Source organism: Natranaerobius thermophilus JW/NM-WN-LF (assembly GCF_000020005.1).
Classification (GTDB): domain Bacteria; phylum Bacillota; class Natranaerobiia; order Natranaerobiales; family Natranaerobiaceae; genus Natranaerobius; species Natranaerobius thermophilus.
Window position 1 is genome coordinate 2,081,901 of the sequence record NC_010718.1, and the last position, 21,637, is coordinate 2,103,537.

Below are 21,637 nucleotides of genomic sequence, written 5' to 3' on the forward strand. Positions count from 1 at the left end.
TTAAAAAACAAGAAAACAAATATACTAAAGCTAGGATGTTTTATATGAACATAAAAAACAATGAAGTATTAACATTGATCCGGAAGTCAGATATAAACCCTCTGAGTTTTGAAGGAAATTTCGGATTAGAAAAGGAGAATTTAAGAGTTGATGAACAAGGCAACCTGGCATTATCTCCTCATCCCAAGGAATTTGGTGATAAATTACGCAATCCTTATATAAAAACCGATTTTTCAGAAAGCCAGATAGAGCTTATCACTCCAGTTTGTAAAAGTATAGAAGAAGCATACGAGTTTCTAGGTGAACTTCAGGACTTTGTTTCGGTGAGATTAACCGGAGAATATTTATGGCCTCAAAGCAATCTGCCTAAATTGCCAGAAGAAGAACAAATACCTATCGCAAGATATGGCAAGGAAGGTTATAAAGAAAGAAAATATAGAGAAAGATTAGCCAAAAAATACGGTAAAAAACTGCAATTACTATCCGGAGTTCACTTTAATTTCTCCCTTAAAGAAGAATTTTTAAATAAGTTGTATGCTAGGTTAGAACACAATAAATCTTATCAGGAATTCAAAAATGATATTTATCTAAAAATCACAAAGTATTTATTGAAATACAGATGGCTGTTGATCTATCTAACAGGAGCCAGTCCAACTCTTAAAACTGCTGATAATTTAGGTTGCTATTGCAAAGATTTTCGTTCTCTGAGAAATAGTAGCTGCGGTTATAGTAATAATGAGGAACTTTATATCAGTTATGAAACGATCGAAGATTACGTTGCTAGCCTGCAGGCTTCCATTGATCAAGGTAAAATTCAAAACATTAATGAATTCTATTCACCAGTCAGGATTAAAGGAAGAGGGAAAGGAACATTAGAAGAGCTGTTGAAGCAAGGAATTCAATATCTGGAATTGAGGCTCTTTGATTTGAATCCTTTCGACAAAAACGGAATTTCAAAAGAAGACCTTTATTTTACAAGACTATTGATTACCTATCTGCTTGTAAAAGCAGATTTCACCTTTGGAACCATGGAACAGAAAATGGCTAATACAAATCATGAACAAGCAACTTTAGCTGAAAGACCTGAAAATATTGGCGTTTTTGATGAGTTAGGTCAGTGGGAAAATTTGCAGGAAGAAGCCACAAAAATTATAAATGAACTTGAAGAATTAATTGAAGTGCTTGGGGGTGAAACTGAGTATTTTTCTTATGTAATCAATACGGCTAGAGAAAAAGTGCTAAAACCAGAAAAAACCTATGCCCTTAGGATTATTGAAGGAGTTAAACAAAGCTCCTATGTGCAGTTTCATATTGACCTGGCAAAAAAGCATCTTGAAGAGAGCAAGAAAAAGTAAATAAGATGGGATAATCTCGTACTAATAAAAAAGTTTGCCGTTGTAGCTGTGACTTGAACCGTATCTTTGCCATTTTTTGAATCATAAGTTTGCCAAAAAACTTAATTTAACCCTTTAAATATTGATTATATTCATTTGATTAAGAAACATATAATTGCCAAAAATTCAAATTGGAAGCATAAAGTTGCCAAAAATACAGAGATATTAGCCTGCAATTATCTCTTGAATTTAACTATACCAAACTTTTGTTCGGTTAACAACCTTATTGATTACAGAAATTATTCAAATTAATTTTTTTGAAAAAGAAGGAATTATTATAATTTTTGTCTAATAAATATTGTTAAGCATGGTAAATTTTACAAAACAATTGCTTGTTTGATCTCAAAATAATTATAACATTACTAATAACTACTACTACTTGATTTAAACAGAAATTATCCAAAAATTAAATAAATTTATTCAGCACAAATTATATTTAACAGGATCCTTACATGGAAATGATCATAAGTAATACGGGGCCCAATATAAAATGGACGGGGAAAAAAACATTATCAAAATTACGGTTAAAATGCGGAGATACAATAAAAAATAATTTTTCAATCAATGGACAAGCCATCTCAATAAGAGGTGGCTTGTGGTGTATACGAGGCGTTCGACAATAAATGCCATTTTTCGAGGAGGTCTGGAAGTGTTTAGAAGCTGGTACGATGTAGCTGAAATATGTATGAATGGCCATGTCACAAATTCAAGCGTAAATAAGAACTCTCAACATTGTCAGGATTACTGTGAAAAATGTGGAGAAAAAACAATTAGAGAATGCCAGGATTGTTCTACACCTATAAGAGGAAAACTTCATGTCGAAGGAGGATTTGGATCTACTCACTATTATGCCCCAAGTTATTGTCACAAATGTGGAAATCCATTTCCTTGGACTGAAGCAACTCTAAAAGCCGCAAAAGAATTGGCTCAAGAAGTAGAAGAATTTAGTCAAGAAGATATTGATATTTTTACTGCTAGCTTAGATGATCTCATAGTAGATAATCCTCATACAAAGGTAGCGGCAGTTAAATTTAAAAAGATCCTGTCTAAAGCTCAACAGCCAATGAAAGATGCTATTTACCAGTTACTTATTGACACTGTAAGCGAAACAGCGAGAAAAATTGTCTGGCCAGATATATAGCAACAGTTATAATTCCTTGGCAACGCAGGAGTCGGCAAGATTTGATAAAATAATTAAGAAAAGAGGTGGTTACATGTCTGATGACAAAATAAGATGTTTTGAATATAGTGGACTTAGGTCAAAATTTTGGACACCAAAAAGTTAAGTATTAAGCAGATTGCTTTGCTAGATCCTCAACATGTTGAGGAGTTAAAAACTCCAAACTTCCATGGATTCTTGTTCTGTTGTACCAGCTCTCAATGAACCTAAATAGAGCAATTTCAGCCGATTTGAAGTCTAAGTACTTAACATGGTTAACTTCTTCCTTTTTCAAAGTAGCATGAAATGATTCGATATGTGCATTGTCATAAGGGCAGCCTTTTCTGCTAAATGATTGCTTGATCCCTTTGTACCTTAAAAAACGCTTAAAGTCATCGCTAGTGTACTGGGTACCTAGATCACTATGTAGAATAAGTCCATTGCCAGGTTTCTGTGTATCATAAGCATTTTTAACAGCTTTAATAACTAAATCTGTTGTCATGGTCTTGCTAAAAGAGTATCCAACAATTTTATGGGTGTGTAAATCCATTACAGAGGCTAAGTAGCACCAGCCGTCTTTAACAGTATCAATGTATGTAATATCAGTAACCCACTTTTGATTGACAAATGTAGTTGAAAAGTCTTGTTTTAGGAGATTCTCTCGTTCGACTACTTTTTCTCTACTAGGATAAGGCCGATATTTTTTCCTGACAATTGATTTGATACCCTCTTTTCTCATTAATCGTTGGACTCTTTTTAAGCTGACTTTGTATCCTTTATTGATTAGCACAGCGTGGATCTTTGGTGCACCATATCGCTTTTTACTGTTTTTATGAATTTGAGTTATTTGATCTAATAGTTCTCTGTTTTCTTTGTCACGATTAGATTCAACTCGATTTATTGTTTCGTAATAAGTACTTCTCGGAAAGTCTAGAGCATCACAAATAGCTTTGATAGTATGCTCGTCCTTTTGTTCTTTTATAAATTCAGTAAGCTCTGTATTGTCTACTTTTTGGCGAATATGGTCATAGCCTTTTTTAAGATTTCATTCTCCTCTTTCAAGCGAGCCATTTCTTTTTGCATTTCTTCCACATCTTTTGAAGTGGCTCCCTCACTGCCAGATTGTTGGTTTGGAGAGAAATCTTTGATCCATTTATAAATAGTAACCTCTGTCACACCATATTCGCTAGACAAATCCTTCACAGAACTACCTGAATTATATAAATCTACAATTGTTCTTTTGAAGTCTTCATTATATCTCTTATTACTCATTACTGGACACATCCTTTCGTTATTAATATTGTAAGTGACTTAACCATGATGTGTCCAAGAATTTATACTAACACCATAGGTTTTACTTAAGTTTTAATAACCCTATGTTTTTAATAAAAGATCCTGTTAGTTTAAATAATTTTGTTAAAAAACTAGAAGCAATTGATGAAATTAATGGGTTTAGCATTTCAAACGATAATGATCACATAATGCTTAGTTTAGATGAGTATGACTTTAATATGTCATTAAAGGAAGACAGAATAACCTTCCATGGGGAAATAATTGATTACGATGATTTTAGAAAGCTAATAGACCTTATTCTAAATGCCTGTTATGATGTTTTTGAATTATCTAGGATAAGTGAAGTAGCTATAGCATTAGATTGGGGTAAAGAATTTTCACATATAAAGCATGCAGTTAGTTCTTACGTGGATAACTTCACAAAAACAGTCGAAAGACTGGGGAATGTACTTTTTGGTTCATCTTATTTTACACTAAGAGAGAATGATTATGACATAGACATCGGTATACGCCCAGCTTTTAAAAAGGAAATGGAATCAGGAATTACTGAAAAAAGGATTCATATTTTAGAGTTTGAAGTAGTTATTGTGAAGAAAGAACCTTCTAAAGGAGATGTAACTGATTTAATTGATAAAGCACATGATATATCATTTGATAAAATAAGAAGCATCTTCAAATTGGTAGGAAGTGATTATGATGAAGAGTAAAAGAAAAAATCAGGATTTGTATACAAAAAGAGATTATCCCATGGTTGCCGGTGATGAAATAACACTAGATTATAGAAGAAGGCAAGATAATTTTGAAGGGAAAACCGTTCCATACAGAGAAGTTCATAACATTGAAACTATAATCAAAGACAGAGAAATCAATGAAATCCACAAAGAACTAAAAGAAAAGTCAATACATGAAATAAGAAGGTATAAGAATATGTTAAATCAGGGAACATATACTAGTAAAGAAGAGTATGATGCAATTAAAGAAGCAATAAAAGAAGCTTTATTAACGTCCTTCTCTATAAAGAAGGGGGAAAATGAAATGAATAAAATTAAAAAAATAAAAATTTTATATACTATATCATCCTCAATATTTGCAGTTTCCACTGGAGTTTTTGGGACACTGTTGTTTATGGAGTTAATTCCTACATCAGCAGCTGTAACTGGGGTTATATTAGGGTTGTTTAATACTATATTGTTCTCTTTAAGCTTAATTAATAATAGTCAAAGGATGGTCAAAAATTGATGGTTACAACTTTTCCTCTAGATGGAATTAAAATAGACCTTAAAGGTTTCTTGGAAAATATTCCTAGTGATATTAAGACAGGACTAGCTTTTTTTACGCTTGTATTAATTGCTTTAATATTTGGGAATTTTCCTTTATGGACTTGGATGGTTTATGGTGGTAATCTATTTGTATTTGCTAATATTTTCATTATAAGATATTTTATAATGAAAAAAAAATAAAGCCCTATTAGGGCTTTATTTTTTAACATTATATCGAACTAATGTTCCGAAAAGGAGTTTACAGTGATGAAAACAAACAACAATCACTTATAGTCGACCTCAGTTCTTGGAAATGATCAAGGAAAATGCTCCAGATGAATTTGATTTAGAACTGGTACATAAGTTTGAACGATTTTTAGAAACAGACATGATAGTGAAGTCGAGGGTGTCCTGAATTTTGTGTAAATGGAATCTCTTCTAATATTTTTATAAATCAAAGTTATCTCTTCCAACCGTATCACGACCTGGTGACCTTTCCCCTGGTTTTTTATTACCTTTTACATTTTGGTTTTGTTGACTTTCCTGTTCATTTTCCGATTCCACTTTCTCAATATTTAGCCCTAACATTTCTTCTAATTTCCCACTATCATTATTATATTGTATTATTTGTTTTTCACCTTCAATTATTTCGGCTGCAATTTGCTCACATTGTGCTATTGTAAGAGCAGTCTTTTCTAAAATTTCTGCAGTTATTGTATTATCATTGTTATTAATGGCTTTAATTAACGCCCTGGTTAACCAGTTTTTTAAAACTCCTATACACCCAAGACTGTACTTATACAATAATTCAAATTTGTCCTCTAGATTTGGAGTTCTTTCTAGAGGTAGTTTGTTTTGAAAAGATTTAATTGCCTTTATGAATAAATACTTCTGGTTTTCATCATAAGCTAAATATCTATGAAAATGAATAATTTGACTTCGCCTACTAAGTTGTCCATTTAAGTTTAGAAAATGTAAAAGTTCATAAGTACCAATTAAAACAGGTAATGCATGCGTTTTATTAGCTAAAGACTTAATTGTATCTAACTGATCTATTAACTTCCTACCACTACCGAGTTTTGTAAGGTGTTGTGCTTCATCAATGATAAGCACTTTGACTTGACGATAATGGAGCGCCTTTTCAAATGCTCTCCTATACGTTGCCTTGTTTGATTTACTATTCAAATTAGTATTTAATTTTTTAGATTCTTTTCCATGAGTAACATCTGTTTTATAATCAACAAGTGGCTCCTCTAATTCTACTAATCCTCTATAATAAAAGTCCTTCCAATCAAACCCACCTTGGTCTGATGCTATTGCTTCAACTCCTAAAATTGGTATAATGCCTGGGTCATTTTCCATATTTGAAGATTCTTCCTTTAGTATTTCACCTTCAATTTTGTGGCGCAGTGTTGTTTTACCTACTCCTGTTGGGCCTATCATGAAAACTAATGGAATATTTGATGGGTAATTAATTGTCAGTTCTAATTTTTGATAAACATCAATTAGTGTGGCATGTGAAGTGGTATAGTCTTCAAAATACTTTATTCTTTTCTCAATAGGAGCATTTAGTATCGTTTCGGAAGTTTTAGACATGTCTAAAACTCCTCATAAGTATCTGAATTTTCGTTAGGATCTATCAAATCATCATTAAACACAGGGGGTTCATGTGTAACATTCACTTCATCCACATTTGGATTGCCAGTAATTTTGTCAATAACATTTTGGTTTTCCATTGCACGTTCTTTTTTCTGCTTTAAAAGTTTACTCTCCTTTTCCTCAATTTGAATCAGGAAGTTAGCTAGTTTTTTTGCTGATATTGCAGATTTTGAAGGACTTTGTTTTTGTCTTAATTCTTCACTTGCCCTTTTTAATTCCTTTTCAGTGCGATTTTTGAATACAGAATAGTATTCGGAAATACATTTAACCCAATGTTTATTTACAAAAACATACGCAATACCCATATTGAAGGGGTCATATCTAACCGGAACTTGTGTATATTCTATTTCAGGGTTTTTAAATTGGTCGTGCCAAAAATACCGTTTATCAATTTTCACACCCCTCCCCGGTTGTACTTTTGCCGTACCTTTTTGTGTAGAGGGAAGAGTATCAATCTTAAACTGGTCATCATACCTGATTAATCGGGAATACCTTTTTCCTGAATATACCATCCCATCATTGAAAGCGTCTCTTGGTGTTTGACTCAAAGCAGGATGGGGTGTTGTATCATATAACTCATACCCCCATTCACAAAGAACTGTATAAAGTTCCTCTAATGTCCATATAGCTTTATTTTTCGGATTTGTTCCTTTAGTTATTTGTCTAACTTTTTTAGTAGCTTGGGTATTCCCCTGGAGATTATATATAAGTTGAGAATGAGTTGTTCCAAACAAACGCTCAATTACATTTCCAAAACGAGATTTTGAAGGTGGTCTGGTTTTTTTAATACATTCATAGCGCGCCAGGAAACTATCAAAATATATACTATGAAACTCTTTTCCACCATCAATAACAAAGTTTTGAGGTAGTCTATTAAATCTTCTGACGCACTCACGAACGACCATCATTATAGACCTATATGACGGTTCATCAAAGGTTAAATAAATTCCTAATAACCTCCTAGAAAATGCATCAGTCATGAATGTCACCCATGGTTTACCCATGTTTTCTCGTGTAATTGAATTTACCAACTCAATATCCATTTGAGTATGATCAATATGGCATATCTCAAATGGTCTGTTTCCATGTTTTGGGGTATTCTGGTCTAATCTTAGCGGTGGTTCATACGGATAACTAGCTTTCGAACCTTCTCTCTTTTTGACTTTCTCATAGTTGGGGCGTTTATTTATTTCATTTATGAAAGTTTTGTAACTGGATGGTTCCAATCCTTGCTTCTCACATTCAATTCTAAATTTCTGATAAACAGAATTCTTATTTTTTTGTTTAGTGTTTTCGTAGTCAGTTTCTATTATTTCTTCCATAAGTTCTCTAGTCCTCTGGTGGATTTGGGGCATTTTATTTCCCTTGTCTTTATGTCTGGGCAATAACCCAACATATCCATTTCCAAAGACTTTTTCAGCTTCTCTGTAGTTTGAGACCCAATTTCGCAATGTTCTTGGAGGAGTATCCGTATTAGGGTTTTTGCCATTTAAAATAGGTACTATTTCTTCATATCTTTTAGTTGCTATTTCCATTGCCTCAGGGCTGGCCTTTGATAAAATTTCATTAATTTTTTCATTATCTTTATTTGTGTTTTCACCAATCTTATCTAACTTAACCTTCCCATTTTGTAACAATTCTTCAAAACTGTTGTGTGGGAGGTCTATCTGCTGGTTGTCGTCTTGAGATATTAAAGTTATGGTAGTTTCTCCAATGTTAGCTATAGTAAATGAGCGCCCATCCCAATTTATTTTGTTTCCAATTTTAATATCAATAATTTCTGGTCTTTGTTCCTGAGTTTTTGATATCGAATAATTAAATGCTTTTGCTGTTAATTCATCGGGATAAATAGGTGGAGGAAACATTCTACTTCCTAACATTTCATTTTTTAAGTCTACAAATAATTCATTACTTACTATTAGGTGGTATATCGAATCAACATATTCCTCTCCTAAACTTTTTATTAACTTATCCAGTTTAATTCCAGGCTCCAAAGTAACTGTCGATATGATTGTATTAACAGTTATATCATCTACTTCGATATTATATCTTAAGTAATCTTCTAAGAAAATCGTATTATTATATAAGTTTTCATCTATTTCTGAAGAAGATCTAACTCTAAAGAACAAGCCATATTTTTTTGCATACTCTTCTCCAGGCGGACACCGCCATTGACCGTTAGTGTCTTTATAATATCTATTTGGGTTTTTCTCTTCTAATCTAATCAAATCTTCTTCAGTTTTCCATTCTTCCCATCCAGCCTTATCATCTTCAATTACAAAAAAATCTGGAGTATAGCGCATCCCTTTTGATTGTCCATTTTTTTTGTATTTAATAGGTATTGATGGAGGTTGATCATAGAATTCTTTTATTTCGTTGTTATACTCCTTTAAATAAATAGCTGCCAGTTCAACCGTATGGCTCTCGAATTGTATAGTACACCCCATTTTCTTTGATGGGTAATTACCCCTTACATTTTTGGGGCCACTTTGAACATTTCTAGATGGAGGACTTTCTCTTATGTTTTCAATATATTTTTTTGTTTGTTCTGGAATTTTGTTCTTTAAACACCAATAATCAAAATCAAAATTTTTTGACACAACAATTTCCTCCTTTATAATATTAAATTAATCCTAATTCCATTTTTGTTTCTAACCAGGTTTTTCTTGCCTTTTCGTTAGATTCAATTATCCTTTTACCAAAGACCTCTTGAACTTTGCGCCTACTAGGATATATGTTCTGTTGATGTAATTTTTTGGTTATCTCAATAACTTTTCGGCATTCATTTTTAATCCTTTCTTCTTGCTCTAATCTAATGAATTGTTTTCTGCGATCAACAATTTTTTTACTTAATTTAGGAAAATATTTATATAGACTTTTATCACTTATTCCTATTAACTTTACAATTTCTTTTAATGAAGGAGGTGAATCCTCAGTTAGTGCATTTTCTAAGAAGCTTTTAATTTTTTCTAGATCTAAAGATACGTTATGATTTCTCTTTTTACGAGGAGGAACGCTTCTAGTATTTTCAAAGTTTTTAAAACTATAACTTAATCTTTCATTAGTTAATATTTGATAAGGTGAAATTTTAAGTATGGTGTTAGTATAAATTCTTGGACACATCATGGTTAAGTCACTTACAATATTAATAACGAAAGGATGTGTCCAGTAATGAGTAATAAGAGATATAATGAAGACTTCAAAAGAACAATTGTAGATTTATATAATTCAGGTAGTTCTGTGAAGGATTTGTCTAGCGAATATGGTGTGACAGAGGTTACTATTTATAAATGGATCAAAGATTTCTCTCCAAACCAACAATCTGGCAGTGAGGGAGCCACTTCAAAAGATGTGGAAGAAATGCAAAAAGAAATGGCTCGCTTGAAAGAGGAGAATGAAATCTTAAAAAAGGCTATGACCATATTCGCCAAAAAGTAGACAATACAGAGCTTACTGAATTTATAAAAGAACAAAAGGACGAGCATACTATCAAAGCTATTTGTGATGCTCTAGACTTTCCGAGAAGTACTTATTACGAAACAATAAATCGAGTTGAATCTAATCGTGACAAAGAAAACAGAGAACTATTAGATCAAATAACTCAAATTCATAAAAACAGTAAAAAGCGATATGGTGCACCAAAGATCCACGCTGTGCTAATCAATAAAGGATACAAAGTCAGCTTAAAAAGAGTCCAACGATTAATGAGAAAAGAGGGTATCAAATCAATTGTCAGGAAAAAATATCGGCCTTATCCTAGTAGAGAAAAAGTAGTCGAACGAGAGAATCTCCTAAAACAAGACTTTTCAACTACATTTGTCAATCAAAAGTGGGTTACTGATATTACATACATTGATACTGTTAAAGACGGCTGGTGCTACTTAGCCTCTGTAATGGATTTACACACCCATAAAATTGTTGGATACTCTTTTAGCAAGACCATGACAACAGATTTAGTTATTAAAGCTGTTAAAAATGCTTATGATACACAGAAACCTGGCAATGGACTTATTCTACATAGTGATCTAGGTACCCAGTACACTAGCGATGACTTTAAGCGTTTTTTAAGGTACAAAGGGATCAAGCAATCATTTAGCAGAAAAGGCTGCCCTTATGACAATGCACATATCGAATCATTTCATGCTACTTTGAAAAAGGAAGAAGTTAACCATGTTAAGTACTTAGACTTCAAATCGGCTGAAATTGCTCTATTTAGGTTCATTGAGAGCTGGTACAACAGAACAAGAATCCATGGAAGTTTGGAGTTTTTAACTCCTCAACATGTTGAGGATCTAGCAAAGCAATCTGCTTAATACTTAACTTTTTGGTGTCCAAAATTTTGACCTAAGTCCATATATAACACAACTTCAATATTGAATTAAATGAAGGAAAATTATTTTTATTAACCCAAGTCCCTACAGTATTTTTGGGAATTTCTATATAATTAGCTAGTAAATTAATACTTCCCGCTTGTTTTACAATTTTCTTTAAATTATTTATGAAAATATCTTGTTTTGGTAAATTCTCTACATTAGAACTTTGTCTAACAAATTCACTTAAACTCTCACTAATGAAGTACTGCCAACCCAAATCATCAACACACCTTGCAACATGTTCCCTCCCCAACCAGTTTCCACAAATCGAACAAAATCCAGGTTTGAATTTATTTGTAAAGGCAAACATTTTATTGAAGCAGTAAGGACAAGTATCTTCTAAGTAATTGTCATGTACTTTACAAATATTCAAATCATTGAAATGCCATAATAAAGGATTATATATTTCTTTATTTTTTGATACAGCCATTTCCTCATAACAATAGGGACACCATCTAAACTTACTACTAAGTAATTTATAATTTACTATTACTTCTGAATATTTAAGCATTGTTAAGAAACTCAAATCACACCTCAAAGTAAAATCCTGCATAATAGTTACGTATTCTTCTGCTGTAATAGTTAATCCATTAATATTATAAAAATTGCTGTCATAGGAAGTATTATTAAAACTATTCTTGAATTGAAATCCACCACTAAATTGAGATAACTGTTTCTCTTTATTCATATGAGGTAACAATAACAAAGCAACAAGTTTTCCAGTATATAAGCTATGAGACTCTGCAACTCTAGCAATATAGCTAGTTAAACTTTCCACCTTTTCTGTTCCAACGCCTATTGGTTGCAAATTATTCAAATAACTTCTTTTTGGTATTTTGATTTCCTCATCTTCCATAATTGGAAAAATCTCCTTCAATAGTTCTACCCCTCTCGCCGTTTTTATTGTTTACGTATTCTGTAAACATTATAACAAAAAACTTTGAAGCTGACTAGCCTAAATTTGTAAAACCATATGGTTTTACAAAAATATTTTTCATGTTATACTGAAACTGTATTATGGTTTTCAGTTTTAATACAATTTACGTATACACATGTTAGGGGGATAACAATGTATTTGAGATTTGGAACTGTACTTAAATTGTTTCAAGACTACTTTGACGAATCTATAAGAGAATTTTCCAAAAGAATTAATATGGCACCTGCTACTGTAAATGCGTACATAAAAGGACATCGCTTCCCAAGTAAAGAAATATCGCAAAGTCAACCAGATATACAGTATACCCTTAATTCTTTCTTATACAACTCACTAAAAGAACTTGAAATGAAACCATCTCAATATAATGTAAAATATTATGTTATGAACATTTTAACTTTAGAAAAAAAGTTCAGAACTTTAACTAAATCTTCTAAAAAGAGCATAAATAAAGCTAGCACTAATTTACTGCTAGCTTATCTAAAAGAGTTCTATCAAAACAATCCTGATTGCAGTCCAGAAACTGTCAAAGTTGATAAATTAGATTGTATAAAATCTCTTTTTCAAGAAAAAAACATATCAAAAGACGCCATAGCACTTTATTTAACTGGTGAAAAGTATCAAAACTTATTCTTTGAATTAGAAGATAATGAAGATCTACTATTTTGGCCAGAATTTAGAAATATTGAAGAAATATATAATTTTTGCAAAAGAAACGGAGCCTTAGTAAGTTGGGAGACTAGCATAGATGTTTTAATGAGTTTACCAGATAAAATACTATTAAATATAGATAACTCAAATGATTATGAATTAAGTGTTGAATTAATTGATAAAAATATACAATCGACACCATTTTGCAATTCAAGTGAATTTATACTAGATAATAATAGATAAAAATATAAAGCACTATAAACCTACGCATCATTAGAAAAAGATGGTTATGTTAACAGTTTAGATACTTTGCTTTCCCTCTCACCCAACCAAAATAAATCTCTATATTTTTTATTTTAGTAGGTCCTACAATAGCGTTTTTTTCGCCTATCAGATCAGATAATCGAAGAAAAGAAACATAGTCATCGAACCACTCATCTGATTGACTAAATGAATGAACTAACATAAGTGTTTTTGATGCATTAAATTCTTCCGCCTTTAAAAGCGCTGAAGCCGTTCTATGCAAAAGTTGATATCTAATTGTATTAATATTTAATTTATTATTTATCCTAGCTTACTTTTTAGGTAATTTAGCCTAGTTGCTTTGCTCGAACCATCTTCTTTTGAATTCTTCATCCATTCACCGACTGTAATTCCAAATGATTCCGAAGCTTTCCCTTCAACAGCAATAGACACTAGCTCATCGCCACTTTTTGCTATCACAAAAATATCATTTTGTGAGAAACGTTACCACCTGGTAATGGGACTTTATACTCAGGAAAAGCAAAAATCATTCTCATCTCTCTAAATAGTTTAATATTGGAATTTATAAATGCCTTTTTAACAGATTCAGGGAAACCATTGGCTTCCTGCCAAGAATATGCTAGAGCTTTTGCAGAACATCCACTCTTCCAATGCTTATCTGGTTTGGCTAGTAGCATTTTCCAATCTTCAGGTTTATCAATTGGCATAAAAAACTTACTCACCGAAATTGCCCTTATTGGTAACTAGAAGTTTAACAATTTAAGTCTTTAATAACCCTGCATAGTTAAGGACTTCTTTTAAACTATCTAAGTGTTCAAGAGCTTTTTCTAATTCATCGACTTCCAAATAACCAATTGCATCTCTAAACTCTTCTCCTAATGAGGCTATTTCATTTTTAAAGATTTCAATTTCTTTTTTTGTTGATACTACGATAACTTTTTGAATTGAAGAGTCTTGTTTAATTACTCTCTGTAAATTCAAAATGGCAGAATCTCTACTTCCTCTTCTATGTACTTCAAATGCATAAGATATAATTCCAAGGTTTGCAATACGGCTTCTCCATAAGGCATCAATTCTACAGCCTGGAGCAACATAAAACTCTGTTTCTACTTCAAATCCTAGTCCATCACCTAACTGAGCAACTTGCTGTATTGCATAATCATGATTAAAGTCTTCAATAAACTCTTCTTCATCATTTTGCTCCACAATAGATGTATCTAAATTAGAAAGAAAAAATAATAAAGAATTTAAATCTAGAAAATTCTGAATTTCCTGATCAAAGCTTTTGATTTCATCTAATACCTTTTTTGCTAAAAAACAAAAGTCTTCGTATTGTTTACCACTAATTTGTGTTGAACTAGGAAGCTTATTTTTAGGAACCCCTAAATTGATCAATCCTTCCCGGGCTCTTCTATTCCAAATTGCACAATCCTCATCAAAATGTGTTAATACTTCTGAAATAGCAGCTGCTCCCATCATTCGAATATTTCTCTTAACATAATCAAATCGATGTGCTATAGGCTTTTCACTATAGATAAGAAATTCCAATGCGTCACGAATATTTCCAAGCCCAGACTTAAGCATTTCTTCAACTAAATAGTCCTTATTAGTCCAACCCTGAAAGCTCCATAAAAGTTGTACTAGCTCCCTTACAGTTCCTTCATTAAAATTGCTTAATTGATCTTTCATTAAATTATTATTAATAAAATCTACTTTTGCTTTTCTTTCTTGTTTTTCGACATCAATATTTTTAGACTCTTTAAAATTTTGGAAAACCAATTCAAGTTTTCGTTTATCTGTAAGTTCATTATGGGACATAATTATCCTCCTTAGAAGGCTTAAAAACTGCTTTAGTTTTGATTATTCCCTTGCTCAATGATCTTATGGTAATCTTCTTTATTAATAATTTTCGTGGATTGCCTAAAAAACAGTCCATAATTCTTCTTATCAGTAATAAAATTTAGTTTTTCTTTAATATCATGTATATAGACGGGTTTTGACCAAATATTAATAACTTGTATTGGACATGACAAATAAAACATATCTAAAAATTTATCATCAATATCCATGTTCAAGCTATATTCTTTTATTTGGTCTTCAACTATAATATTAGCATAAAAAAATCGATTCCCTTTTCCAGCGATATATATTATAGCTTCATCCTTAGGTTTTATTTTTTTTAAGTTAGGAGTACCACTATGAAATAACCATATATTATTATTAAGTAATTTATCTACTATTTCTTTGCCAGGTATTACTTGATCCCCCAACATATAATCATTCACGATAAATATATAATACAAATTACCACTCCTTGCTTATTGAACGAACTTGTGCAGTTAAAACCTATTTATCTTTTAAAACTTCTTTTAATAATTCAATTGCACTTTCATCTTTAGGATCATTAGTATTTAACTCTCCACGAAAGGCTTTAGAAAGAATAGATTGTTCTAGTTCAGCAACATAGGTTCCCAAATTTAATAAGTTTTGTATTCTATTCTCCTTTGCACTTACTTTCTTCATGATTCTATTAATTTCCTTAATTTCTTCTTCAGGAGGTAGTGGTACTGGTAATGATGATAGTTTCTTTGAATTGATATTAGCCTGTCCTACTTGTTGTTTAACTGTAGATAGTAGATATTTTCGTCCAATATGACTATTAATATAATAACAAATATATGGTGCTAAAATCTTTTTGTAAAATAGCGAGATCTTTATCAAATATGAAGCATACGTAAATTTTCCAGCATGTTCTGGCTCAACAATTGCCGATTTTCCAACTAGCTCATAACTATTTGTTCTGTTAAACAATAAATCATATTCTTCTAGTTTATATTTTTCTACATCTTTGTGATCAAAAGGAAGGTATTTTAGATCATTTAAATCAATACTTCCAGTTAATTTAATATTACCCATCCTAAGAACAGGTAAACCATTTATATCTTTATAAGCCTTTGCAGATGTTCCATACGAAGAATGACAAATTAGTTCCCCTAAATCAATCCAACACCAATTATCCGGAAGTTCATATAAACCATTGGGGCTTTTTTTAATATCAGTTTTCTTCTCAGAATTTATTTTAGCTAGCAAAGTATCTACTGACTCAACTCTCGGATTTTCCTCACGCCACGTCAATTCCCCTTTAAAAGCCTTATCTAATATAGCTGCACGACGTAGTTCAAAAGTTTCTTTAGCTTCTCCTATTAATTCTTTTGCTTTATTAATTTTACTTAAAAGGCGATCAACTTTATAAACTATTCTTCTTTGTTCATTTTTCGGTGCTATTGGTATACTTATTTGCTTCAAATTTTTTTGATTTAAGCTAACTTGATTGACTGCCATTTTAATTCTTTTCAATACAGCTTTTCTAAAATTATAGGACCTCGTGTATAATTGGAGAAACTGAGGCAGAATCATATTATTATTTACTCTAATTCTTAATAAATTCATTCCATGTATTAAAGGTAGATAATCTTCCTTAATCAAAGCAGTTTTACCTACATGTTCAATGCTATTTATATGGCTTAAAACAATATCTCCAATTTTATAATAATCATTATTTTTGATTTTATCTAAATCCCTTATATATCTAACTCTATCCAGTTGTATTTCGTTGTTTTGAATTGATTCTATCCTCGTGACAGGTATCCCAGGTTTGGTCTTGCTTTGTTTTATTGTAGTTCCATTTTTAATTTCTTCTGCTAGTATGTCTAATGCAACCCAAGCCCAGTTATTAGGCAGTTCATAAGGTTCTTCGTCTTCATGAACAATAGTTTCTTCTAATAATTCTTCTATTCTTTTGCTCTTCTTATCAGTCATTTTTATCCTCTCCTGATTCAGAAATTCCTGTTTCCTTTAATTCATCAATAACCTCATTAAGTAAAGATGCAGCTTCTTGAAGTTTACATACTGTTTTTTCCGCTGATTCAATTGGATCTGGTAAATTTTCATATATTGATAGCGATTCATCCTGAATCAGACCTAAATCTAAACTGTCATTTTTCTTACGAATATCCTCTCTTGTAAAGCAATTAAACCTCTCATTTTTTATTTTAGTTCTATCTACGGCTTTATAGGCTTTAATAAAGTCATCAAAGTGATCTTTTCTCAATGGATTGGTTTTCCCTAAACTCTCCATGTTAGTTCTTAAATCATATACCCATACTTCTTTGGTATTGTCTTTATCCGTTTGCCCTCTAGTAAAGAATAACACATTAGTTTTAACACCTTGAGCATAAAAGATACCTGTTGGTAAGCGCAGTATGGTATGAAGGTTACACTTCTCCATTAAATCATTTCTAATCTTTGCTCCCGTATTATCCTCAAATAACACATTATCTGGTAATACTACAGCAGCACGTGCCTTCCCGTTTGGTTTTAATGATCTATATATGTGTTGAAGGAAGTTTAACTGTTTATTAGTTGTAGTATAAGTTAAATCGTCCCTAGTCGGTCTTTCTCCACTTTTCTTAGTGCCAAAAGGTGGATTAGTTAGAACTACATCATAGTTTTTTAAGTTCTTTCCAGCTTCAGATAATGTATCACCTAAAATAATTTCACCTTCCAATTCATGTAGCATCGCATTCATTAAACCCAGCCTGTGAACATCTTTAACTAGCTCACAACCTGTAAAAGCTTCTTTTACTTGAAATTCAGCTTCTTTTTGACTTAAAGAGAAGTAGTCATCTGTTTTCTTTCTTACATGTCTGTCTGCAGCAATCATGAAACCAAAAGTACCTGCAGCTGGGTCATTACATCTTTCTCCTGGTTCAGGATCAGTTAGCTCAACTATAGTATCAATAAGAGGACGCGGTGTGAAATACTGACCCGCGCCTGTCTTAGTTTCATTTGCGTTTTTCTCTAACAAACCTTCATAAAGGGCTCCAAGCCCTTCTTCTCTAGCACTATACCAGTCTAACCTGTCTATTGACTGTATAATCTTTTCGAGATTTTTAGGTTCATCTATATTGGTTGTAGCATTCATATATATCTGACTTAATAATTTATTTTTGGATTGACCAATGTCAAGTAATAATTGTCTATAATGGTTGTATAGTTCCATACCGTGTTTTGTAGTTAAAGAATCCCAACGATATTCTTTAGGAATCACTTCTTCTGTTTCCTTTTCTTTCATCATTTTTAGAAATAAAATATAAGTTAGCTCTGTTACATATTGGTGATAAGTAACCCCATCATCTCTAAGTACATCACATAAACTCCAAAGTTTTTGAATAATTTCTTGATTTGTCATTAGACGTGATCCCTTCCTTCCTGGTTAAATAGTTCCTCATTAATTTTTTCAACAATCATATCTATTTGTCCATCAAAAATCTTATTTAATTGCTTATAACCTCCATGTCTTTTAAATGGTTGGACTTCGAAAGCTTCTTCTGGATCCGGGCCTAGTACCTTTTCTTCTAAAAGTTGCTTTTCTATTCTTTCAAGCCATTTTTTTTGTACAGGTGGCCATGCTTTCATTCTATAGATTCTTTTCATTGCATTTTTGACTCTCTCTTCATGACTAACTAATGCATCACCCACTGTTAACTGTCTAATAAAGCTTATAATATCAGCTGCTATATCTTCATTTTTAGCATCTCTCCAAGCAGCTTGCAAGTTCTTTTCGTTATAACCTTGTTGATCAAGTTCTATTTTAAGTTTTCTTAAATCCTCTCTAGTAAGCTCCTTAGGTCTCTGACAAACTACTTTTAATGCAGGGATGTGATTTATATTTTCTTCAATAAACTGTTTAAACCCTTCTAAATAATCTTCAGGCTTTTCTGCGTTCCCATAACCCCTAGTTGTAGATAAGTGTTCATCCTTATGGTTTGAGATATACTGATATTGAGGTCTTTCACGGTTTTCATCAATGTAATTAACTATACTTTCACTTTTTTGCAACTCATTTACAATTTCTTCTGTTTCTGAGTTTTTCATCCAATCAATATATTCATCAACAGTTTTTCCGCCAGTCAATGCTTTAAAATTTTCTTTTTCTTCTTCGGTCCAATGTTTACTTTTACGTTGAATTTTTGCTTTAATTTGATCTATATGATTTTTTTGCTTATCAGTTGAGTTTATCTGTTCTAGTTCATTTACCAACTGTTTCACTGGTACATTTGGTTTTTTTACAACGGGTTTCATATCAGTATAAGGCTTTAAAGCTTCGTAAATTTCTACTGCATCAAATATATTAAAGTGATCCTTATCAATCTCATCACATCTTCTAGTTGCCCTACCTAGCATTTGTTCATATAAGATTCGTGACCGTACCCTTCGCATAAACACAAGACTACAAATAGGTGGCACATCAACGCCTGTAGTAAGTAAATCAACAGTCACAACAATATTAGGTAAACGTTCGTTTTGAAATAATTTTATTGCTTGGAGTGGATTTTTTAGGGACCCAGTTATTTTCATAACTGCATTGTCTTCAATTGGACCATATTTATTTTCTAATTCTTCCTTTAATATTCTTACAATTGTGTCAGCATGATCATCATTAGCAGCAAATATTAAAGTTTTTCCCTCTAGCTCCGGATGAATATAGTTCACGAGTTCTTTAATGACAGTTCTGTTAAAACTTTCAGTTATTACTTGTTTGTTAAATTGGGAGACATCTATTTCTACCTCATCTTCCATAACTTCTTTCTTTATATCTCCACTTTTGGCATCATAAACATCTACTTCTTCTCCAACTTGCCAATTAATCCCTTCTTTCTTTAATTTAGTATTAATTTGATATGGGGGCTCATGGTCAATTAAATAACCATCTACCACTGCTTCACGATAGGAATAGGTATATATTGGGCTCCCAAAAATTTCCACAGTATGAAGAGCTGGTGTTGCAGTAAGCCCAATTCTAACAGCATCAAAGTAATCAAGTACCTGACGATATTTACTAACATAGTCATTATGATCTCTAAAGTATAGTTCTAGCTCTTCCATTTCGCTGTCTAAAGTATAGCCTCGATGTGCTTCATCTACCACTATACAATCATATTGATCAACTGTAGGTTTGTCCTTTTCAGGATCATTATAATATATTCTTCGCATCATTCCTTGCACAGTAGAAATATGGACTTTAGTTTCTGGATTTGGGTTAGGTGCTTTAAGAGACTGTAGCTCAAATATTTCAGTAAACGAGTTAAAACTTTCTAGCTTTGAATCTTTAAAGGCATTCTCAGCTTGCTTTCCAAGAGCGTTTCTGTCAACTAGAAATAAAACTCTCTTAAATCTTCTGGACTTAACCAAACGGTATATTAACCCAATTGCCATTCTCGTTTTACCTGTTCCTGTTGCCATAGCTATAAGAAGACTTTGTCTTCCTTCTTCTAATCCCTTTTCAATAGCTTTTATAGCTTCTTCTTGATAGTAGCGTAATCCAAGATAATCTAACGGTTCTTCTTTCAGTTCTTTAGTTGCTTCTTCTATATTTTTCTTTGATAAATCTGTTAGTCCTTCTGGAGAGTACCAATCCTTCAGAGGCCGAGGATGATTAGTTTTCTTTCTTGCATCTAAAAACCAAATACCAGATTTGTGTTCTAGTTGCTTTAAATAAGGACGACCATTAGTAGCAAATAGAAAAGGTACTTTGTATCCGTTCCATGGACCTGATATTTCTTCATTTTCCACCTGATAGATTCGTTTGGAGTATTGCTTAGCCTGCTCTATATCAGATTGTATGTTCTTACTTTTTCGCTTAGCTTCTATAATCCCTATAAATTGCATTCCTACAAACAAGGCATAGTCAACAGAGCCATTTTTGACAGGCCATTCAGCAATAGCAAGGTTTCGTCCCTTTTCTGGACGTATACCCTTACTATATCGGATAGTTTCTGTATCAGCTTCCCAACCAACAGCTCTTAATTTATCATCTATAATAGTACGTGTTTCAGCTTCAGTTAATTCCAAGCCTGTGCCTAGTTGCCTGGCTTTTGTTTTTCGCTCTTTTTTCTCATCATCCCGACTAGCTTTACTTCTTAAACTATTTAATTCATTTTCTAGTTTTTTAACCTTCTTCTCATAAGAAGATGCAATTTTCTCTAATCTTTCTCTTTCTTTTTCAAGCGATTCAAAATCTATTTTTTCAGGTTCAACATATGCAGGTGGTTCAAAATCCCATCTGCCATAAACTTGCATAAACCAAACTGATATACGAAAAGCCATCCTCAGAAGAGTTTTTGCATCATCAATATTCCCATACCCAGCATGAGCGGCCTTGTTTCCTATTTTTCTGATTGTATGAAATAAATCTAGCAAGTCATCTGTAAGTAAATCTTCTTTTTTCAATATGGCTAATCGAGATACTTGTTTCTGATCTTCAGGTTCTTCAAGATTTTCTACAGCAAAAATAAACTTCACTAATGTTTCTGCAAACATGCGAAGTTTAATTATTGTCGTATTGGGGTCAGTATGTAGGTTTTTTTCGGCTATCTCTCCTAATTCTGAAAGAATAGACCAGTCACCTGTTAAGAAATCAAAGTTGCTCTTTTGCATGAAATACCCCCTACAAGGGTTATATGTATATAAATATTATAACATATATTTACAAATAATAACAATTAATAAAAAAACCCATGGAAGTAATTACCATGAGTTTTTGAAGTAAAAGTTTGCCACCTCTATTTTGAAGTAAAAGTTTGCCGCTG

Annotated in this window: 18 protein-coding genes and 1 pseudogene; 7 read left to right on the top strand and 12 right to left on the bottom strand. The window is 32.2% G+C overall.

Going from position 1 to position 21,637, the window contains the following annotated elements:
- Positions 1-44: 44 nt before the first annotated feature.
- A complete protein-coding gene (gshAB, locus tag NTHER_RS10045) occupies positions 45-1,355 on the top strand; it encodes a bifunctional glutamate--cysteine ligase GshA/glutathione synthetase GshB (protein ID WP_052291970.1) in 1,311 nt (436 codons plus the stop codon).
- A gap of 688 nt (positions 1,356-2,043) precedes the next feature.
- A complete protein-coding gene (locus tag NTHER_RS10050) occupies positions 2,044-2,535 on the top strand; it encodes a DUF2321 domain-containing protein (RefSeq protein WP_052291971.1) in 492 nt (163 codons plus the stop codon).
- Positions 2,536-2,683: 148 nt separating this feature from the next.
- On the opposite strand, the gene NTHER_RS15645 is transcribed toward NTHER_RS10050, so the two are convergent.
- Positions 2,684-3,825, bottom strand: a protein-coding gene (locus tag NTHER_RS15645; protein WP_414628103.1) for an IS3 family transposase whose coding sequence is annotated in 2 segments (ribosomal slippage) — positions 2,684-3,585 and positions 3,585-3,825 — 1,143 coding nt in all. Because the reading frame shifts where the segments join, the coding sequence is not laid out codon by codon here.
- A 104-nt stretch (positions 3,826-3,929) separates the two neighbouring features.
- Here NTHER_RS15645 and NTHER_RS10065 point away from each other — a divergent pair.
- From NTHER_RS10065 to NTHER_RS10075, 3 genes are read left to right on the top strand one after another with little or no spacing between them, the layout of a single operon-like run.
- Positions 3,930-4,553 (top strand): hypothetical protein, encoded by a 624-nt coding sequence (locus tag NTHER_RS10065; RefSeq protein WP_012448406.1) that lies wholly within the window; start codon positions 3,930-3,932, stop codon positions 4,551-4,553.
- On the top strand, positions 4,543-5,085 hold the full coding sequence (locus tag NTHER_RS10070; RefSeq protein WP_012448407.1) for a hypothetical protein: 543 nt from the start codon (positions 4,543-4,545) through the stop codon (positions 5,083-5,085). The genes NTHER_RS10065 and NTHER_RS10070 overlap by 11 nt, the downstream gene beginning before the upstream one ends.
- Positions 5,082-5,306: a hypothetical protein gene (locus tag NTHER_RS10075; protein WP_041367088.1), complete on the top strand. Its 225-nt coding sequence runs from the start codon at positions 5,082-5,084 to the stop codon at positions 5,304-5,306. Before NTHER_RS10070 ends, NTHER_RS10075 begins: the two co-directional genes overlap by 4 nt.
- Positions 5,307-5,552: 246 nt before the next feature.
- Here NTHER_RS10075 and NTHER_RS10080 read toward each other — a convergent pair whose 3' ends face one another.
- The 3 genes from NTHER_RS10080 to NTHER_RS10090 are packed head-to-tail and all read right to left on the bottom strand — an operon-like array spanning position 5,553 to position 9,887.
- Positions 5,553-6,701, bottom strand: a complete 1,149-nt coding sequence (locus NTHER_RS10080) for an AAA family ATPase (protein ID WP_012448409.1) — start codon at positions 6,699-6,701, stop codon at positions 5,553-5,555.
- A gap of 2 nt (positions 6,702-6,703) precedes the next feature.
- Complete coding sequence (locus tag NTHER_RS10085; RefSeq protein ID WP_012448410.1) at positions 6,704-9,364, bottom strand: TnsA endonuclease N-terminal domain-containing protein; 2,661 nt, start codon at positions 9,362-9,364, stop codon at positions 6,704-6,706.
- 22 nt (positions 9,365-9,386) lie between these two features.
- Positions 9,387-9,887 carry a hypothetical protein gene (locus NTHER_RS10090; RefSeq protein ID WP_158438250.1) on the bottom strand — a complete coding sequence of 167 codons (501 nt, stop codon included), beginning with the start codon at positions 9,885-9,887 and terminating at the stop codon, positions 9,387-9,389.
- 48 nt (positions 9,888-9,935) lie between these two features.
- On the opposite strand from NTHER_RS10090, the gene NTHER_RS15650 reads away from it, so the two are divergent.
- A protein-coding gene (locus NTHER_RS15650) for an IS3 family transposase (protein ID WP_414628103.1) occupies positions 9,936-11,077 on the top strand; the annotation gives its coding sequence in 2 pieces (ribosomal slippage) (positions 9,936-10,176 and positions 10,176-11,077; 1,143 coding nt in all).
- Between the two features lie 31 nt (positions 11,078-11,108).
- Here NTHER_RS15650 and NTHER_RS10105 read toward each other — a convergent pair.
- On the bottom strand, positions 11,109-11,993 hold the full coding sequence (locus tag NTHER_RS10105) for a TniQ family protein (RefSeq protein ID WP_148206846.1): 885 nt from the start codon (positions 11,991-11,993) through the stop codon (positions 11,109-11,111).
- Positions 11,994-12,212: 219 nt separating this feature from the next.
- Here NTHER_RS10105 and NTHER_RS10110 point away from each other — a divergent pair, with 219 nt between their 5' ends.
- On the top strand, positions 12,213-12,965 hold the full coding sequence (locus tag NTHER_RS10110) for a hypothetical protein (RefSeq protein WP_148206847.1): 753 nt from the start codon (positions 12,213-12,215) through the stop codon (positions 12,963-12,965).
- 49 nt (positions 12,966-13,014) lie between these two features.
- Here the strand turns inward: NTHER_RS10110 and NTHER_RS16520 are convergent, their stop codons facing one another.
- The 7 genes and pseudogenes from NTHER_RS16520 to hsdR all read right to left on the bottom strand — a co-directional run bounded on the left by NTHER_RS16520 (position 13,015) and on the right by hsdR (position 21,485).
- Entirely contained in the window at positions 13,015-13,290 is a 276-nt protein-coding gene (locus tag NTHER_RS16520; RefSeq protein WP_414628123.1) for a DUF6946 family protein, read from the bottom strand.
- Positions 13,287-13,693 (bottom strand): annotated as a pseudogene (locus NTHER_RS16525) (DUF6946 family protein). The gene NTHER_RS16520 and the pseudogene NTHER_RS16525 overlap by 4 nt, the downstream one beginning before the upstream one ends.
- Before the next feature lie 52 nt (positions 13,694-13,745).
- Positions 13,746-14,804 (bottom strand): hypothetical protein, encoded by a 1,059-nt coding sequence (locus tag NTHER_RS10120; protein ID WP_012448413.1) that lies wholly within the window; start codon positions 14,802-14,804, stop codon positions 13,746-13,748.
- A gap of 32 nt (positions 14,805-14,836) precedes the next feature.
- On the bottom strand, positions 14,837-15,271 hold the full coding sequence (locus NTHER_RS10125; RefSeq protein WP_158438254.1) for an EVE domain-containing protein: 435 nt from the start codon (positions 15,269-15,271) through the stop codon (positions 14,837-14,839).
- 61 nt (positions 15,272-15,332) lie between these two features.
- Positions 15,333-16,805 (bottom strand): restriction endonuclease subunit S, encoded by a 1,473-nt coding sequence (locus tag NTHER_RS10130; protein WP_012448415.1) that lies wholly within the window; start codon positions 16,803-16,805, stop codon positions 15,333-15,335.
- Positions 16,798-18,237 (bottom strand): class I SAM-dependent DNA methyltransferase, encoded by a 1,440-nt coding sequence (locus tag NTHER_RS10135; RefSeq protein ID WP_012448416.1) that lies wholly within the window; start codon positions 18,235-18,237, stop codon positions 16,798-16,800. Before NTHER_RS10135 ends, NTHER_RS10130 begins: the two co-directional genes overlap by 8 nt.
- Positions 18,237-21,485 carry a type I restriction-modification system endonuclease gene (gene hsdR / locus NTHER_RS10140; protein ID WP_012448417.1) on the bottom strand — a complete coding sequence of 1,083 codons (3,249 nt, stop codon included), beginning with the start codon at positions 21,483-21,485 and terminating at the stop codon, positions 18,237-18,239. The genes NTHER_RS10135 and hsdR overlap by 1 nt, the downstream gene beginning before the upstream one ends.
- Positions 21,486-21,637 lie beyond the last annotated feature (152 nt).

Bases quoted from the DNA above. Each gene is read 5' to 3' on its own strand.
- NTHER_RS10090 (WP_158438250.1), bottom strand. From the start codon at position 9,887: ATGTGTCCAAGAATTTATACTAACACCATACTTAAAATTTCACCTTAT.
- NTHER_RS10065 (WP_012448406.1), top strand. From the start codon at position 3,930: ATGTTTTTAATAAAAGATCCTGTTAGTTTAAATAATTTTGTTAAAAAA.
- NTHER_RS10080 (WP_012448409.1), bottom strand. From the start codon at position 6,701: ATGTCTAAAACTTCCGAAACGATACTAAATGCTCCTATTGAGAAAAGA.
- NTHER_RS10135 (WP_012448416.1), bottom strand. From the start codon at position 18,237: ATGACAAATCAAGAAATTATTCAAAAACTTTGGAGTTTATGTGATGTA.
- NTHER_RS10070 (WP_012448407.1), top strand. From the start codon at position 4,543: ATGAAGAGTAAAAGAAAAAATCAGGATTTGTATACAAAAAGAGATTAT.
- hsdR (WP_012448417.1), bottom strand. From the start codon at position 21,485: ATGCAAAAGAGCAACTTTGATTTCTTAACAGGTGACTGGTCTATTCTT.
- NTHER_RS10130 (WP_012448415.1), bottom strand. From the start codon at position 16,805: ATGACTGATAAGAAGAGCAAAAGAATAGAAGAATTATTAGAAGAAACT.
- NTHER_RS10105 (WP_148206846.1), bottom strand. From the start codon at position 11,993: ATGGAAGATGAGGAAATCAAAATACCAAAAAGAAGTTATTTGAATAAT.
- gshAB (WP_052291970.1), top strand. From the start codon at position 45: ATGAACATAAAAAACAATGAAGTATTAACATTGATCCGGAAGTCAGAT.
- NTHER_RS10120 (WP_012448413.1), bottom strand. From the start codon at position 14,804: ATGTCCCATAATGAACTTACAGATAAACGAAAACTTGAATTGGTTTTC.